Origin of the sequence: Ketobacter sp. (assembly GCF_003671495.1) — a bacterium.
GTDB lineage: Bacteria > Pseudomonadota > Gammaproteobacteria > Pseudomonadales > Ketobacteraceae > Ketobacter.
In genome coordinates this window covers 95410-110189 of the sequence record NZ_RCHN01000045.1, presented here as the reverse complement: position 1 = coordinate 110189, position 14780 = coordinate 95410, and the positions used below count along the sequence as shown (strand labels likewise).

Genomic DNA, 14780 nt, shown 5'->3' with positions numbered 1-14780 from the left:
AAGCGTCAAATTAAGGTGCGAATTCCATGAGAGCGGTAGTAGCCGAACGACAAAGCTCCGACAACGAACGTATGCAAACAGCAGGTCAACCCACGCCCCGTGATTTACAGGCCCGTTTGCAGACCACGTTTTCAGCGTTCAGCAATATTTCCAACCAGCTGACCGAATCCTATCTGGATCTGGAAAAACGGGTGGATGAGTTGCAGCAGGAACTGGTCTATGCCGATAAGGCTCTGACCCAGGAGTTGTCCGCAAAGCAGGTGTTGTCCGAGCGAGTCGAGCTGATTGTCAATATCATGCCGGTCGCGGTCATCCTGCTGGATGGTCGTGGTGTCATTGTGCAGGCCAATGCCATTGCCGAATCTTTATTTGAACGTCCCCTCCTGGGCGAACGCTGGATTACCATCATAAACGAGTGCTTTGCACCGAATCCCACCGACGGGCATGAGATCGCCCTGAAGAATGGAAAGCTGGTCAGCCTGGCTACCCAGTCCATGAAGCATGAGCCGGGACAAATTATCGCGTTGAATGATCAGACGGAAACCCGGTCCTTACAGAACAAGCTGAATCATCACCGCAAGCTGTCAGAGATGGGCCGAATGACGGCGTCTCTGGCCCATCAGATTCGCACCCCGTTGTCGACGGCGATCCTGTATGCGGATCATCTTGCGTCAGAATCGCTGACAGAAGAGCGTCGTTTGCGTTACGCCGATAAGTTGAAGAGCCGCCTGATGCAGCTGGAGCAACAGGTGCGGGACATGTTGATATTCTCCAAGGGCGGTGTGGTGTTGAATGCCATACTGCCGGTGTTTCAGTTGGTGTCTGTGTTTCAGGCGCAAGTGGAAGACTACGTCAAGAGTGGGCGTGCCAGCGTAGCGTTTGACGACGATATCCCGGCGGGATCCGTGCGCTGTAATCCGGAACTGCTGTCCAGTGTGTTCAGTAATTTAATCGATAACGCCATTGAAGCCTGTGAAGGTGAAGGTATCGCTCCGCATATCCATGTGTCTACTACTGAAAGCAAAGGCGGTCTGATCACCTTCCTGATCTCTGACAATGGTCCAGGTATTCCCGAGCATGCTATCCATCAGATCCAGGAACCTTTTTTTACCACCAAATCCACCGGTACCGGCCTTGGTCTGGCGGTGGTGAAGGCGGTGGTCGAATCCCATGGTGGACAATTTTCGATGAGCAGCAATTCGATAACTGGTGGGGCTTTGGCCTGTTTGGCTTTACCCCAGATTCAGGGCGGAATGGACTCTGAGGAGGCAAAACAATGAGTGTAACAAACGTTTTGGTGGTGGAAGACGATTCCAGTTTGCGCGAAGCGATTATGGATACACTGGACGTATCCGGATTTACGGTTGACGGTGTGGATTGTGCAGAATCAGCGTTGGACTGGCTGCGCCAGTTCCAGTGTGATCTGGTCATTTCCGACGTCAATATGCCCGGTATGAATGGCTACCAGTTGATGCGTGAAATCGCAACGGAATATCCCCAGCTGCCGGTACTGATCATGACCGCCTACGGCAGCATCTCCAACGCCGTGGAGGCCATTCGCAATGGCGCGGTGGATTACCTGGAGAAACCGTTCTCCACGGAAAAGCTGGCCGCCGTGGTGGAAAAGTATGTGCGGATTGAACTGGATGAATCCGAACCGGTGGCGGAAGACGCAGAAACCCGCAAGGTATTCCAGCTCGCCAAAAAAGTGGCGCAAACGGATTCCAGTGTGATGATCATGGGGGAGAGTGGAACCGGAAAGGAAGTGCTGGCACGTTTTATTCACCGCCATTCCCCCCGCAGTGCCCAGCCCTTTATTGCCATCAACTGCGCTGCCATTCCTGAGAATATGCTGGAGGCCACCTTGTTCGGCCATGAAAAGGGTGCCTTCACCGGCGCCTACCAGAGCAGTGCCGGAAAATTTGAACAGGCCAACGGCGGGACCCTGTTGCTGGATGAAATCTCTGAAATGGACATCAACCTGCAGGCCAAGTTGTTGCGGGTGTTGCAGGAGAAAGAAGTGGAACGCATCGGTGGCAAAAAAACCATTGCCCTGGATGTCAGAGTACTGGCCACCACCAACCGCAACCTGAAAGAGCAAGTGGCCGCCGGCAAGTTCCGCGAAGACCTGTACTATCGCCTGTGTGTGTTCCCGTTGATGTGGAAACCGCTGCGGGAACGCAAAGCGGATATCATTCCGTTGGCATTGCGCATGATTGCATTGAAACAGGGCCAGCGCCAGGTGCGACTGGACCCCAGTGCCGAGTTCGCCCTGACCCAGCACAACTGGCCCGGCAACATTCGCGAACTGGACAATGTGATTCAGCGGGCGTTGATTCTGTGCAGCAATGACCGCATCACCGGTGACGATATTTTTATTCCGGATGCAGCCCTGAACGACACCTCGAACCTGTTATCGGACTTGGATCTGGATGCAGAGATGGACGGCGGCGAGGGCAGTGTGTTGGGCGAAGACCTCAAGAAGCGGGAGTTTGAGTTGATCATCGATACCCTGCGTAATCTGGGCGGCAGCAAAAAACGCACGGCAGAAAAACTGGGCATCAGCCCTCGCACATTGCGTTATAAGCTGGCCCGCATGCGTGAATATGGCATAGATGTTGAAAGAGTCTGTGCATAAAGGCGTAAACGTCAAAATACTATCAGCTTGAGGGTTTCAATATGTCAGGGTCGGTGGAAATGAATTCATTGCTGGCACAGATGCGCGAACTGCGCAGCATCGCCAATATGGAAGCGCCCCAAAGCCAGGGCATCGACATCCCCAATCAATCCGAGCCCCAGTTTTCCTCCATGTTCAAGGATGCCCTGGACAAAGTGAGTGAGCTGCAATCCGCCTCTGGTGCGTTGCAGGAAGCCTATATTCGTGGTGACAGCAACGTGGACATTACCCGCGTCATGGTGGCCTCCCAGAAGTCCAGTATTGCGTTTCAGGCCGTGGTGCAGGTGCGCAACAAACTGGTGGAATCCTACAAAGACATCATGAACATGCCGGTGTAATCCGCTAGCGGTCTGGAGCACAGAGAATGGCAGAGGAAAAAGCAAAAGAGAGCGGTGGATTTGCGGTGCTGGAAGGCCTGGGTGGGCTCAGCGTGGTCAAGCAGATCGGCCTGATGTTGGGCTTGGCCATCAGTATATCCCTGGGTATGTGGATTGTACTGATGTCCCAGGAACCCGACTTTCGCCCACTCTATACAGACATTTCCCATCTGGAAGCAGGCCAGGTGGCGGACCTGCTGCAACGGGAAAACATTCGTTTCAAGGTGGATACTGCATCCGGCATGATTCTGGTGGAGTCCGATAAAATTCATCAGGCTCGCATGAAGCTGGCGGCGGAAGGTTTTCCTTCCGGCAATACCCTGGGTTATGAACTGCTGGATAAAGAGCAGGGCCTGGGCACCAGCCAGTTTATGGAAAAAACCCGCTATTATCGCAGTATTGAAGGCGAGCTGGCCCGCACCATCTCCAGCATGAACCGGGTACGGGGCGCGCGGGTTCACCTGGCCATTCCCAAACGTTCGGTCTTCGTCAATGACAGCCGCAAGCCCAGTGCGTCGGTGTTTGTGGAACTGTATCCCAATCAAAGCCTGGAACGCATGCAGGTGGCGGCCATTGTCCATCTGGTGGCGTCATCGATTCCTGAGCTGGAAGACAAGCAGGTCACTGTGGTGGATCAGCGGGGCCAGTTATTGTCCGAAACCGATAAGGACCAGGACATCGCCCTGGCCGCCAAGCAACTGGATTACGCCAAAACCCTGGAACAAAAATACATCGATCGCATTGAAGCCATCCTGGATCCCCTGGTGGGGCGGGAAGGTTTCAAAGTACAGGTCAGTGCAGATCTGGATTTCAGCCAGACCGAACAAACCTCCGAATTTTTCAGCCCGGACCTGCCGGCGGTGCGCAGTGAGCAGACCCTGAGTGAAGTGGTGGGGGGTGACGGCGCCACGGCCGGTATCCCTGGTGCGTTGTCCAATCAGCCTCCCGGTGCAGTGACCGTACCGGAACAGGCCGGCGGGGAGGGGGGTGCCGAAGGTGCCGCCGCCAGAGGTAATGTGCGTAAACAGGCCACCCGCAACTTTGAACTGGATCGTACCATCAGCCACACCCGTCATCAGGTGGGCGTCGTCAAACGCCTGACGGTGGCGGTGGTGCTGGACAATATCCTGGTGCCTCCGGCCCAGGGCAGCAACACCAATGAACCGCAGAGCGTTCCCCTCACCGACGCGGAGCTGGAACGTATCCGGATACTGGTGCGGGATGCCATCGGCTTCAATGCCGCCCGCGGCGACAGCGTCAGCGTGGTGAATCAGCCTTTCCGCAAGTATGTGCCGCAGGAGCTGGCGGATATCCCCCCGCCCCCCCTGTGGGAGCAGCCCTGGTTTTGGGATCTGGCCAAGCGCGGCGCCGGTTTTCTCCTGGTTATCCTCCTGATTTTTGGAGTATTACGGCCTATACTGAAAAAGCTGGCTGACTCCGGGCGGGATGATTCCCTGGCCGCTCTGGAGTCCCAGTTAGGCGAAGGCCTGTTGGCCGGTGCCGGCGGTGCAGGAGGGGAAACCCCCGATGTGACGCTGACCGGAACCTCCAATCCCCTGTTGCCAGGGCCTGATGCATCCTATGACCAACATCTGGATGCAGTGAAGTCCATGGTGGCGGAAGATCCAAGAAGGGTGGCCCAGGTGGTGAAAACCTGGATAGCGAATGAGTGATCAGAATACCAAGCCCAAGGCGACAGCCGATTCCCTGCCGGCCATTGAAAAGGCCGCCATATTATTGATGTCCCTGGGGGAAGAGAACGCCGCCGAAGTGTTGCGGCATATGGGCCCCAAAGAGGTCCAGAAGATCGGTTTGTCCATGGCCAAGCTGCAGAACGTGCAGAAAGACCAGGTGGAAGCCGTGATGTCCGATTTCATGCAGGTCATCTCTAACCAAACGGCCTTGGGTGTGGGCGCCGACGGCTACATTCGCAAAATGCTGGTGAACGCCCTCGGTGAGGACAAGGCCGGCACCCTGGTGGATCGCATTCTGACCGGTGGCAATACCACTGGCCTGGATACGTTGCGGTGGATGGATGCGCGCTCAGTGGCGGACATGATCCGGTTTGAGCACCCCCAGATTCAGGCCATCGTGATCGCCTATCTGGACCCGGACCAGGCAGCCGAAGCCCTCAAGTATTTTGATGAGCGGGTACGGCTGGACATTGTCATGCGCATTGCCTCCCTGGAGTCGGTGCAACCCCATGCCATGAAAGAACTCAACGACATTCTGGAAAAGCAGTTTGCCAAGCAGACCGGTTCCGCCTCCACCGACCTGGGGGGTAGCAAGTGCGCCGCTGACATCATGAACTTCCTCGATACCAATGTGGAATCCGCCCTCATGGAATCCATAAAAGAGATCGACGAAGATCTGGCTCAGGAAATCCAGGATTTGATGTTCGTCTTCGACAACCTGGCGGATGTGGACGATCGTGGTATCCAGGCACTGCTGCGGGAAGTATCCTCCGAATCCCTGATACTGGCCCTGAAAGGTGCCGACGACATTGTGAAGGAAAAGATCTTCGGCAATATGTCCAAGCGTGCCGCAGAATTGCTGCGGGATGACCTGGAAGCCAAGGGGCCGGTCAAACTCAGTGAGGTGGAAGGGGCGCAGAAAGAAATCCTCGCCATTGCCCGGCGCATGGCGGAAGCCGGCGAAATCGCCTTGGGCGGCAAAGGCGGCGAGGAAATGATCTGATGTCCGGGCCTCGGTAATCATCATGGCGGACAACAAAAAGCCCGGTTATCTGTCAGACGAGAATACACCACCGGAGCAGCTCAGTGCCTGGGAGCGGTGGCAGCTTCCCAATATGGATCGGGACATGCCCATTAAAGGCAATGCCCTCAATATCCCCGGCAAACCCCGGCCGCGTACGGTGGCGGAGCTCGAAGCGGAGGAGCCGGAACTCAAACCGCTCACCGCAGAAGATCTGGAGGCCTTGCGTCAGGCGGCCTATGAGGAGGGGCTGGAGCAAGGTCGCGAGGTCGGACGGGCGGAAGGCTACGACGCCGGCTACCTCAGTGGTGAGGGCGACGTGAAGGCGGCATTGACCCGGCTCTCCCAAATCACCCGCGTATTACTGGAACCCATTCCGCAACAGGATCAGGAGCTGGAGCAGGTGCTCCTGCATCTGGTGGAGCAGATCTGCAAGCGTGTTGTACATCGAGAGCTTTCCCTGGATTCTTCGGCCATTACCACGGTGGTGCAGGAAGCCATTGATTCCATCAACCCCGGCCATCAACGTCTGCGCATTCACCTGAACAAGCAGGATCTGGAACTGGTGCTGAACCATCTACAGGAAAGTGGTGAATGGGAAGAGGGCTGGCGGGTGCTGGCCCACCCCACCATCACCCCCGGCGGCTGCATCATTGAGACCGATAACAGCATGGTGGATGCACGGGCTGAACGGCGCTTGGCCTCGGTCATACAACAGGTGTATGAACAACAGCAGCAGGCCCTCAAGGAGCGCGGCCAGCAGCACGGTCATGTGGATCAGTTGCTGGATGAGGTGGAGGCCTTTGCCGGCGATGCCCAGGAGGATCTGCCCGCGGTTGAAACGCCAGTAACCGAAACGTCGGTAACCGCCACACCCCCAACGGAAGACATACCCGATGACGACGGATCTGAAGCAAAGACCTAGCATCGCCCAGCGCCTGCAGCGCTACCTGCCCTATGCCCAGGCACAACCCCAGTATCTGGTGGAGGGGCGCCTGCTGCGCATGGTAGGCCTGACCCTGGAAGCCGTTGGCTGCAAAGCACCGGTGGGCAGTCACTGTACCATTCGCGGTCACAATCACGCGGACGTGGAAACGGAAGTGGTGGGTTTCTCCGACCAGAAAATGTATCTGATGCCCATTGAGCCGGCCGCCGGCTTGCAACCGGGTTCACGGGTGATTCCCAATCACCAGGTGTCCAAAGTGCCGGTGGGTCCGGGGCTGCTGGGCCGGGTCCTGGACGGTCGCGGCAAGCCGCTGGACAACAAGGGCCCGGTGCAGGCGGAAGCCTATGTGAACCTGCATCGCGAACCCATCAACCCCCTGGAACGTAAACCCATCGACGAACCGCTGGACGTGGGTGTGCGTGCCATCAACAGTTTATTGACGGTGGGCAGAGGCCAGCGCATGGGCCTGTTTGCCGGCAGTGGCGTGGGTAAGAGCGTGTTGTTAGGCATGATGACCCGCTTCACCACGGCAGACATTACGGTGGTGGGGCTGATCGGCGAGCGGGGACGTGAAGTTAAGGAATTCATCGAACACAGCCTGGGTGCGGAGGGGTTGAAACGTTCCGTGGTGGTGGCTTCGCCGGCCGACGATTCCCCTCTGATGCGCATGCACGGCGCCATGTTGGCCACGGCCATTGCCGAGCATTTCCGCGATCAGGGTAAGAACGTATTGTTGTTGATGGATTCCCTGACCCGTTACGCCCAGGCGCAACGGGAGATCGCCCTGGCGGTGGGTGAGCCGCCGGCCACCAAGGGCTATCCGCCGTCGGTGTTTGCCAAGTTACCGCAATTGGTGGAACGGGCCGGTAATGGTCGAGAGGGTGGTGGTTCCATTACGGCCTTTTATACGGTTCTTACGGAAGGGGATGATGTACAGGACCCGGTGGCTGACTCGGCCCGGGCCATTCTGGATGGCCACGTGGTATTGGCGCGCCGCCTGGCGGAAGAGGGCCAGTATCCGGCCATCGACATCGAAGCCTCCATCAGCCGGGCCATGCCCCAGGTGGTGGAGAACATCCACCTGCAGAAAGCCCAGGTGCTGAAGCGGCTGTATGCCCGTTACCAGCAGAGCCGGGATCTCATCAGTGTGGGGGCCTATGTTAAAGGCAGCGATCCGGAAACCGACCTGGCCATCAGCAAGATCGGTCCCATCCGCTCGTATCTGGCCCAGGGCATGGATGAGCAGGTGAATTTCAAGCAGTCTCTCAAACAGTTGGACAAACTGTTCAACAAGGAGTGACCGCTGAATGAAAAAATCCAAACGCCTGTTGCCGGTGCGCCAGCTTAATCAGCAGGCAGAGCGTGAAGAAGCCCGCAAGCTGGCTCACCTGCAGCAGGAACTGCAGGCGGCGCAGCAACAACGGCGCGAGCTGGAATCCTACCTGGCGGACTATTTCCAAACCATCCAGCAACAGCAAAGCAAGGTCACCCAGGCCGCGCAGCTGGGTCTGTACCAATCGTTTATCTCCCGCCTGCAACTGGCGATCCGGCGCCAGGGTGAGTTGGTGCATCAGCGCCAGGCTGCTGTTAAAGCGCAAACCAAACGTTGGGTAGAAGCCAATGCCCGCCTCAAAACCATGGATCAATTGATCGAAAAAGCCCGTCAGCAGGAGCAGCTGGAGGAGTCCAAGCGGGAACAGAAGCTGCTGGATGACCGACCGTTTCGCGGTGGCGGCGGTTTTTGATCGCCAGGGTTCCATGAATTCTGGCTCTAACACGAGCCCTATTGATTCCCAATGCTAATAAGAAAGTCCCACACTAGCGTAACTGTATAAGCTGTCTATGCTTTTTTAAAGGATGCCGGATTTTTACCATTCCTGGTTTGGCGGGTTGGCTACCAATGGATGAAACAGCTTATGGCAGAGTCGATAACGTATCAGCTTGAAAAGATTGCCGACATCAGCAAAGCGGAAGTTTTGCATGAAAAATTAGAGTCTTATCTTAATGATGGCGTGAACATCGCAATCGATGCGTCTCAGGTGGAGCGCATTGATACCAGTGTTATTCAGGTCCTGTTGTCCCTGTTTTCCTCAATGGAAAAACAGCATTTGCAGGCCGCCATACATGCTCCATCCGAACCCTTTCTCAAGGCAGCCTCCATGTTGGGGGTGTCAGACTTTTTACGCATTAAGCATTAACCCCGGAATTCAAACGGAGATCAGCCATGACAAAGATATTAGCTGTCGATGATAGCGCCTCCATGCGGCAGATGGTCAGCTTTACGTTGCAGGGCGCAGGCTATGAAGTGGTGGAAGCCTGTGATGGCCAGGACGCATTCAATAAAGCCAAATTGGGGGGGGTGGACCTGGTGCTGTCGGACGTGAACATGCCGGTCATGGACGGCATCACTCTGATTAAAAATCTCAGATCGCTGCCTAATTACAAGTTTACGCCCATTTTGATGTTGACCACAGAATCCGCGGCGGACAAAAAAAGTGAAGGCAAAGCGGCCGGTGCCACCGGTTGGATCGTTAAGCCGTTCAACCCGGATCAACTGTTGAATACCATCAAAAAAGTACTGGGATAGTGCCATGAGTATCGATCTGAGCCAGTTTCACCAGGTGTTCTTCGAAGAAAGTTTCGAAGGGCTGCAGGTCATGGAATCCAGCCTGCTGGAGCTGGACTGTGAAAACGTGGATTCAGAGACGATCAACAGTATTTTTCGTGCGGCACACTCCATCAAAGGCAGCAGCAGCACCTTCGGCTTTGCTGAGGTGGCGGAGTTTACCCACGTGCTGGAGACGCTGTTGGACCAGGTCCGGGAGGGGGCTCGCCGGTTGTTGCCGGAACACGTGGATCTGCTGCTGCAATCCGTGGATTGCCTGCGGGGCATGCTCACCGCATTGCAGGCCCATGAGACCGTGGATACTGCGCAATCCTGCGTGTTGACCCAGGCGTTTAACGACATTCTGGAAGGGCGTCAGCCGACCACTCCATCCGTTCCCAGGTCGGATGACATTGATGCAGAACAGTCCGTAGCCGACGCAACTCATCGCACGGACGTGAGCGCCGGCGAGCAGGATGCTGCTGCAGACGCCGAGCTCATTACCTGGCACATTCGATTTGTGCCCGACATCAACCTGCTGCGCACTGGCAATGAACCTTTGCGGATGTTCCGGGAGCTGGCGGAAATGGGTGAGCTCGAAGTACAGGTGGATGCCGGCAAGGTACCTGACCTGACCGGTTTGCACCCGGAAGAATGCCACCTGAGCTGGGATCTGTACCTGACCACCACCCGGTCCCAAGCGGAGATAGAGGAAATTTTCGAGTGGGTGGTGGATGACTCCGACATCAATATCACCGCCACTGCAGGTGTGTTCAGTGGTGGGGTGGCTGCTACAGCGGGCACAACACAGGAAACCGCAATCGCTGAAGCCGTGGTCCCTTCAGCGGTTGCTTCCGTTAGCGAGGCGCCGGCAACCCCGTCGCCTGCGACTGCCGTTGCGGGCACAGGTGATTCAGCAGCGAAACCCCAGGCCTCGAAGCCCGCGCCAGCGGCTGGTGCTGCCAAAAGCTCTGAATCCACGTCCATTCGCGTAGCCATCGAGAAAATCGACAATCTGGTGAACCTGGTGGGTGAGTTGGTGATCACCCAATCCATGTTGGGCCAGCTGGGCTCCGAGTTCGATGTAAGCAAGCTGCAGAAACTGCAGGAAGGTCTGGCGCAACTGGAGCACAACACCCGTGAATTGCAGGAGAGCGTGATGCGCATCCGGATGCTGCCCATCAGCTTTACCTTCAGCCGGTTCCCGCGCATGGTGCGTGACCTTTCCAAACAGCTGGGCAAGAAGATCGAACTCAAGCTCCTGGGTGAGCAGACGGAGCTGGATAAAACGGTTATGGAGAAAATTGGTGATCCCCTGGTCCACCTGGTGCGCAATGCCCTGGACCATGGTCTGGAAACCCCCACAGACCGTCGTGCTGCCGGCAAGCCGGAAACCGGCACCATCACGCTGAATGCCTTCCATCAGGGTGGCAATATCATCATCGAAATCATGGATGACGGCAAAGGCCTCAACCGGGACAAGATTCTGGCCAAGGCCCGCAACAACGGCGTCATCGGTGCGGAGGAAGTGTTAAGTGACGAGCAGATTCAGGAATTGATTTTTCAGCCTGGATTCTCCACCGCCGAACAGGTCACGGATGTGTCAGGCCGCGGTGTGGGGATGGACGTGGTACGTCGCAACATCCAGGAACTGAACGGCAGTATTGAAGTGAAATCAATCGAGGGGGAGGGCAGCACATTCACTATTCGGTTGCCTCTGACCCTGGCCATCCTGGATGGACAGTTGATCGATGTCGGTCGCCAGACCTTCATCATTCCCCTGGTGTCCATCGTCGAATCCTTGCAGCCGGATATGTCCCTGATCAATCATGTGGCCGGGGGCTGCGATGTGTTTCGGTTGCGGGATGAATACATCCCCATCATCAAGCTTTGGGAGATATTCGGGGTTGAACCCCGCACCACCAATCTGGCAGAGAGTCTGTTGGTGGTGGTGGAAGTGGGCAATGCCAAGGTGGCCCTGGTGGTGGACGACCTGCTGGGTCAACAGCAGGTGGTGATCAAGAGCATGGAAACCAACTACAAGAAAGTGGATGGCATTTCCGGTGCCACCATTCTGGGTGATGGCACTGTGTCCCTGATCCTGGATATTACCGATCTGATTCACATGGCGGGAGTGCATCAGCAATCCAAAAACGGTTTGAAGCTGGTCGCGAGCAAAACTCGTGCAGCGTAAGCAGTAGCAGCACATTGGGAGATACACTATGAATGCCGCAGAAGAGCGTGCCTATGACAATTCCGAGATGGACGTGTCCGGTCGGGAGAATGAGCAAACGGATCAATACCTCACCTTTATCATGGCCAGCGAAGAATACGGTGTGGATATCCTGAGTGTGCAGGAGATCCGTGGCTGGGAAAGCGTGACGCCCATCCCCAATGCACCCCCCCATGTCAAAGGGGTGATTAACCTGCGTGGCACCATTGTACCGATTATTGATTTGCGGCAGCGCTTCGGGCTGGAGAAGGTGGAGTACGGACCTTTGACCGTGGTCATCGTGCTCAAGGTCGCCACCCGCAAAGGCGCCCGGGTGATGGGCATCGTGGTGGATGCAGTCAGTGATGTGTACAGCCTGGCGGGGGATGACATGAAGTCAGCGCCGGATCTGGGGGATCATGTGAATACCCAGTACATCAAGGGCCTGGTTAATGTGAACAACAAAATGGTGATCTTGCTGGACATCAACGAACTGCTTGGGGCTGACACTATTCCTGATGTCTCCATCAATGCCATCAAGGAACTCAAGGAATCCCAGCACTAACCCGGCAGATCTCGCCCGCCTGTGGATCGGATTCTCAAGGAGCGATGAGTCATCCTATGCAGACCATGAACGCCATTAAAGATTCGGGGAATACAGGGAAGTCATTCTCCCAGCGCGAATTTCCGATGACCGATCGGGATTTCGACACCATCAAACATCTGGCCAAGCTGCGTTCGGGCATTGAGCTGGGTGAGCACAAGAAAGAGATGATTTACAGTCGCATTGTGCGCCGGATCAGGGCGCTCAACCTGGGCGATTTCAAGTCGTATCTGGATTATCTGGAACGCCATCCCGAAGCGGAGCTTACCAATTTTATCAATGCCATCACCACCAACCTGACATCGTTTTTTCGCGAGGCCCATCATTTTGATTTCCTCCGGCAAACGGTATTGCCTGAGCTGCAGCGTAAGAAAAAGGCGCAGCAGCGAATCCGAATATGGTCGGCCGGTTGTTCCACCGGGGAAGAGCCTTATTCCATTGCCATGACCTTGCACGGTGCTCTGGAACGGGCGCGTTGGGATGCGAAAATTCTGGCCACCGATCTTGATACCAACGTGCTGTCCCACGGCCGCCGGGGTATCTATAGCAAGGAAAGGATCGGCAACATGGATGCCCAACTGGTGAGGAAGTACTTCAATGATCCCAGGGGGGGAGGCAACGATGAGGTCTTGGAGGCCAGGGAGTCCATTCGGAGCCTGATAACCTTCAATCACCTGAACCTGCTGGGTGACTGGCCCATGAAGGGGCGCTTTGACGTGATTTTTTGCCGTAATGTGGTGATTTACTTCAGCAAGGAAACCCAGCGGGAGCTGTTCGATCGCTATGCTGATATCCTGGAGCCCGATGGCTACCTCTTCATTGGTCACTCAGAGAGTCTGCACGGTGTCAGTAAACGCTTCGAATCAGTGGGCAGAACCATCTACAGGAAAGTGATGTGATGAAATCCATGTTGAGCACCCAGTTTCAACCCACTCACCCACAGCCTAAACCTCTGAAAGGGTTTTCCCACATTAATCGCTACTGGGATAAGCAGCAGGGCGTTTACGCGGCCAAGATTCTGCCGGGTCAGTTTTATGTCAGCGTGACCGGAGAGATGATCGTGACGGTGTTGGGGTCCTGTATCTCGGCCTGTGTTCGCGACCGCTTCAAGGGCATCGGCGGCATGAACCATTTCATGCTGCCCGTGCAACGTGAGAACATGGAGGCGGGGCCCCTGTCGGCTTTCAGTGAGTCCGCCCGCTACGGTAACTGGGCGATGGAATATCTGATTAATGAAGTATTGAAGAATGGCGGTGAGAAACGCAATCTCGAGATCAAGGTGTTCGGTGGTGGTAAAGTACTGGAAAGCATGAACCAGATCGATATTGGCCGTAAAAATATTGATTTTGTCCACCAGTTTCTCAGCAATGAAAATCTGAATCTGGCGGCCGAAGATGTAGGGGGATTGTATCCGAGAAAGGTGTTGTATTTTTCCGACACGGGTTCCGCCAAGATCAGAAAACTGAAGACTGTCCGTAACGATGTGGTGTTTGAGCGCGAACGCAGTTACGCTCGTACGATCAACGCCGAGCCTGCGCAGGGTGATATTGAATTGTTCGACTGAGTGCTGCTATGGGTGACCCGAAAAAAATAAAGGTCCTGATCGTGGATGATTCTGCCGTCATCCGGCAATTGCTGACTGAAATCATATCCGGGCATGACGATATGGTGGTGGTGGGTACGGCCGCGGATCCTTATATTGCCCGGGAGAAGATCAAGCAATTACAGCCCGACGTCCTCACACTTGATGTCGAAATGCCGCGCATGGATGGCATTACCTTTCTTAAAAACCTGATGCGCCTGCGGCCCATGCCGGTGATCATGATTTCCACCCTCACTGAGGCGGGGGCCGATATTACGCTGGAAGCGCTGCAGATAGGCGCCTTCGATTATCTCCCCAAGCCCAAGGAGAACCTGGGCAAGGGGTTGGTGGAATACCAGCAGGAGATCGTCAGCAAGATCCGCGCGGCTGCCGGTGCCAATGTGCAGCGGCTGGAAATGAACTCGATACGGGGGAAGGCCGAGCGCCCGGAGCCCGTCGCCCGCCACAGCGCCTACACACCAAAACCCGGGGTGATCATCGCCATTGGTGCTTCCACCGGGGGCACTGAAGCCATTAAAGAAGTCCTGCTGGGTTTACCCGAGAACTGTCCGCCCGTGGTGGTGACTCAGCACATCCCCCCCCAGTTCAGCACCTCTTATGCGATGCGGATGAACAACTGTTGTGCCATGCATGTGCATGAGGCGGAATCCAACCAGACCCTATTGCCGGGCAACGTCTACATTGCTCCCGGCGACCGTCACCTGTTGGTGAGAAAAAGCCGGTCCGGGCTGGTGACGCAGTTGGATGACCGCGAACGGGTCAATCGCCATCGGCCCTCGGTGGAAGTGATGTTTGACTCCATTACCGGGCTCGGTTATCGCAAAACTGTGTCGGTGCTGTTGACCGGAATGGGGGCGGACGGGGCCCAGGCCCTGTTGCGGATGAAAGAATTGGGCTGCCATACTATCATTCAGGATGAGGCCACTTCGGTGGTCTGGGGGATGCCTGGCGCGGCCTATCAGTTGGGGGCCTACAATGAAATCAAACCATTGGAATCCATCGCCGGGCGCTTGTTACAGCTAACCAACGGAAGCTGAATTC

At 56.0% G+C, this 14780-nt stretch carries 15 protein-coding genes; all 15 read left to right on the top strand.

Annotated elements, in window-relative coordinates; genetic code table 11:
• Positions 1-26 precede the first annotated feature (26 nt).
• The 15 genes from D9N14_RS20830 (at position 27) to D9N14_RS20760 (ending at position 14776) form a co-directional block, all read left to right on the top strand.
• Entirely contained in the window at positions 27-1280 is a 1254-nt protein-coding gene (locus D9N14_RS20830) for a sensor histidine kinase (protein ID WP_290583424.1), read from the top strand.
• Positions 1277-2638 carry a sigma-54-dependent transcriptional regulator gene (locus tag D9N14_RS20825; protein ID WP_290583422.1) on the top strand — a complete coding sequence of 454 codons (1362 nt, stop codon included), beginning with the start codon at positions 1277-1279 and terminating at the stop codon, positions 2636-2638. The genes D9N14_RS20830 and D9N14_RS20825 overlap by 4 nt, the downstream gene beginning before the upstream one ends.
• Positions 2639-2697: 59 nt before the next feature.
• Positions 2698-3015, top strand: a complete 318-nt coding sequence (gene fliE, locus D9N14_RS20820) for a flagellar hook-basal body complex protein FliE (protein WP_290583420.1) — start codon at positions 2698-2700, stop codon at positions 3013-3015.
• Between the two features lie 26 nt (positions 3016-3041).
• Positions 3042-4727, top strand: coding sequence for a flagellar basal-body MS-ring/collar protein FliF (fliF, locus tag D9N14_RS20815; protein WP_290583418.1), 1686 nt, complete (start codon positions 3042-3044; stop codon positions 4725-4727).
• Positions 4720-5751 (top strand): flagellar motor switch protein FliG, encoded by a 1032-nt coding sequence (gene fliG / locus D9N14_RS20810; RefSeq protein ID WP_290583416.1) that lies wholly within the window; start codon positions 4720-4722, stop codon positions 5749-5751. The genes fliF and fliG overlap by 8 nt, the downstream gene beginning before the upstream one ends.
• A 22-nt stretch (positions 5752-5773) precedes the next feature.
• Complete coding sequence (locus D9N14_RS20805; protein ID WP_290583414.1) at positions 5774-6694, top strand: flagellar assembly protein FliH; 921 nt, start codon at positions 5774-5776, stop codon at positions 6692-6694.
• Positions 6666-8015, top strand: coding sequence for a flagellar protein export ATPase FliI (gene fliI / locus D9N14_RS20800; RefSeq protein WP_290583412.1), 1350 nt, complete (start codon positions 6666-6668; stop codon positions 8013-8015). The genes D9N14_RS20805 and fliI overlap by 29 nt, the downstream gene beginning before the upstream one ends.
• Before the next feature lie 7 nt (positions 8016-8022).
• A complete protein-coding gene (fliJ, locus tag D9N14_RS20795; protein ID WP_290583410.1) occupies positions 8023-8460 on the top strand; it encodes a flagellar export protein FliJ in 438 nt (145 codons plus the stop codon).
• A 159-nt stretch (positions 8461-8619) separates the two neighbouring features.
• Positions 8620-8913: a lipid asymmetry maintenance protein MlaB gene (locus D9N14_RS20790; RefSeq protein ID WP_290583408.1), complete on the top strand. Its 294-nt coding sequence runs from the start codon at positions 8620-8622 to the stop codon at positions 8911-8913.
• Between the two features lie 26 nt (positions 8914-8939).
• The gene (locus D9N14_RS20785) at positions 8940-9302 is read left to right on the top strand and encodes a response regulator (protein ID WP_290583406.1); all 363 of its coding nucleotides are present in this window, start codon (positions 8940-8942) and stop codon (positions 9300-9302) included.
• Positions 9303-9306: 4 nt separating this feature from the next.
• The gene (locus D9N14_RS20780) at positions 9307-11514 is read left to right on the top strand and encodes a chemotaxis protein CheA (RefSeq protein ID WP_290583404.1); all 2208 of its coding nucleotides are present in this window, start codon (positions 9307-9309) and stop codon (positions 11512-11514) included.
• Between the two features lie 73 nt (positions 11515-11587).
• Positions 11588-12097 carry a chemotaxis protein CheW gene (locus D9N14_RS20775; RefSeq protein ID WP_411267965.1) on the top strand — a complete coding sequence of 170 codons (510 nt, stop codon included), beginning with the start codon at positions 11588-11590 and terminating at the stop codon, positions 12095-12097.
• Between the two features lie 125 nt (positions 12098-12222).
• Positions 12223-13035, top strand: a complete 813-nt coding sequence (locus D9N14_RS20770; RefSeq protein ID WP_290583399.1) for a CheR family methyltransferase — start codon at positions 12223-12225, stop codon at positions 13033-13035.
• Positions 13035-13700, top strand: a complete 666-nt coding sequence (gene cheD / locus D9N14_RS20765; RefSeq protein ID WP_290583397.1) for a chemoreceptor glutamine deamidase CheD — start codon at positions 13035-13037, stop codon at positions 13698-13700. The genes D9N14_RS20770 and cheD overlap by 1 nt, the downstream gene beginning before the upstream one ends.
• Positions 13701-13708: 8 nt before the next feature.
• The gene (locus D9N14_RS20760; RefSeq protein WP_290583395.1) at positions 13709-14776 is read left to right on the top strand and encodes a chemotaxis response regulator protein-glutamate methylesterase; all 1068 of its coding nucleotides are present in this window, start codon (positions 13709-13711) and stop codon (positions 14774-14776) included.
• The last annotated feature ends 4 nt before the right edge of the window (positions 14777-14780 follow it).

Bases quoted from the DNA above. Each gene is read 5' to 3' on its own strand.
- cheD (WP_290583397.1), top strand. From the start codon at position 13,035: ATGAAATCCATGTTGAGCACCCAGTTTCAACCCACTCACCCACAGCCT.
- fliJ (WP_290583410.1), top strand. From the start codon at position 8,023: ATGAAAAAATCCAAACGCCTGTTGCCGGTGCGCCAGCTTAATCAGCAG.
- D9N14_RS20760 (WP_290583395.1), top strand. From the start codon at position 13,709: ATGGGTGACCCGAAAAAAATAAAGGTCCTGATCGTGGATGATTCTGCC.
- D9N14_RS20825 (WP_290583422.1), top strand. From the start codon at position 1,277: ATGAGTGTAACAAACGTTTTGGTGGTGGAAGACGATTCCAGTTTGCGC.
- fliE (WP_290583420.1), top strand. From the start codon at position 2,698: ATGAATTCATTGCTGGCACAGATGCGCGAACTGCGCAGCATCGCCAAT.
- fliG (WP_290583416.1), top strand. From the start codon at position 4,720: ATGAGTGATCAGAATACCAAGCCCAAGGCGACAGCCGATTCCCTGCCG.
- fliF (WP_290583418.1), top strand. From the start codon at position 3,042: ATGGCAGAGGAAAAAGCAAAAGAGAGCGGTGGATTTGCGGTGCTGGAA.
- D9N14_RS20805 (WP_290583414.1), top strand. From the start codon at position 5,774: ATGGCGGACAACAAAAAGCCCGGTTATCTGTCAGACGAGAATACACCA.
- fliI (WP_290583412.1), top strand. From the start codon at position 6,666: ATGACGACGGATCTGAAGCAAAGACCTAGCATCGCCCAGCGCCTGCAG.
- D9N14_RS20830 (WP_290583424.1), top strand. From the start codon at position 27: ATGAGAGCGGTAGTAGCCGAACGACAAAGCTCCGACAACGAACGTATG.
- D9N14_RS20770 (WP_290583399.1), top strand. From the start codon at position 12,223: ATGACCGATCGGGATTTCGACACCATCAAACATCTGGCCAAGCTGCGT.
- D9N14_RS20780 (WP_290583404.1), top strand. From the start codon at position 9,307: ATGAGTATCGATCTGAGCCAGTTTCACCAGGTGTTCTTCGAAGAAAGT.
- D9N14_RS20790 (WP_290583408.1), top strand. From the start codon at position 8,620: ATGAAACAGCTTATGGCAGAGTCGATAACGTATCAGCTTGAAAAGATT.
- D9N14_RS20785 (WP_290583406.1), top strand. From the start codon at position 8,940: ATGACAAAGATATTAGCTGTCGATGATAGCGCCTCCATGCGGCAGATG.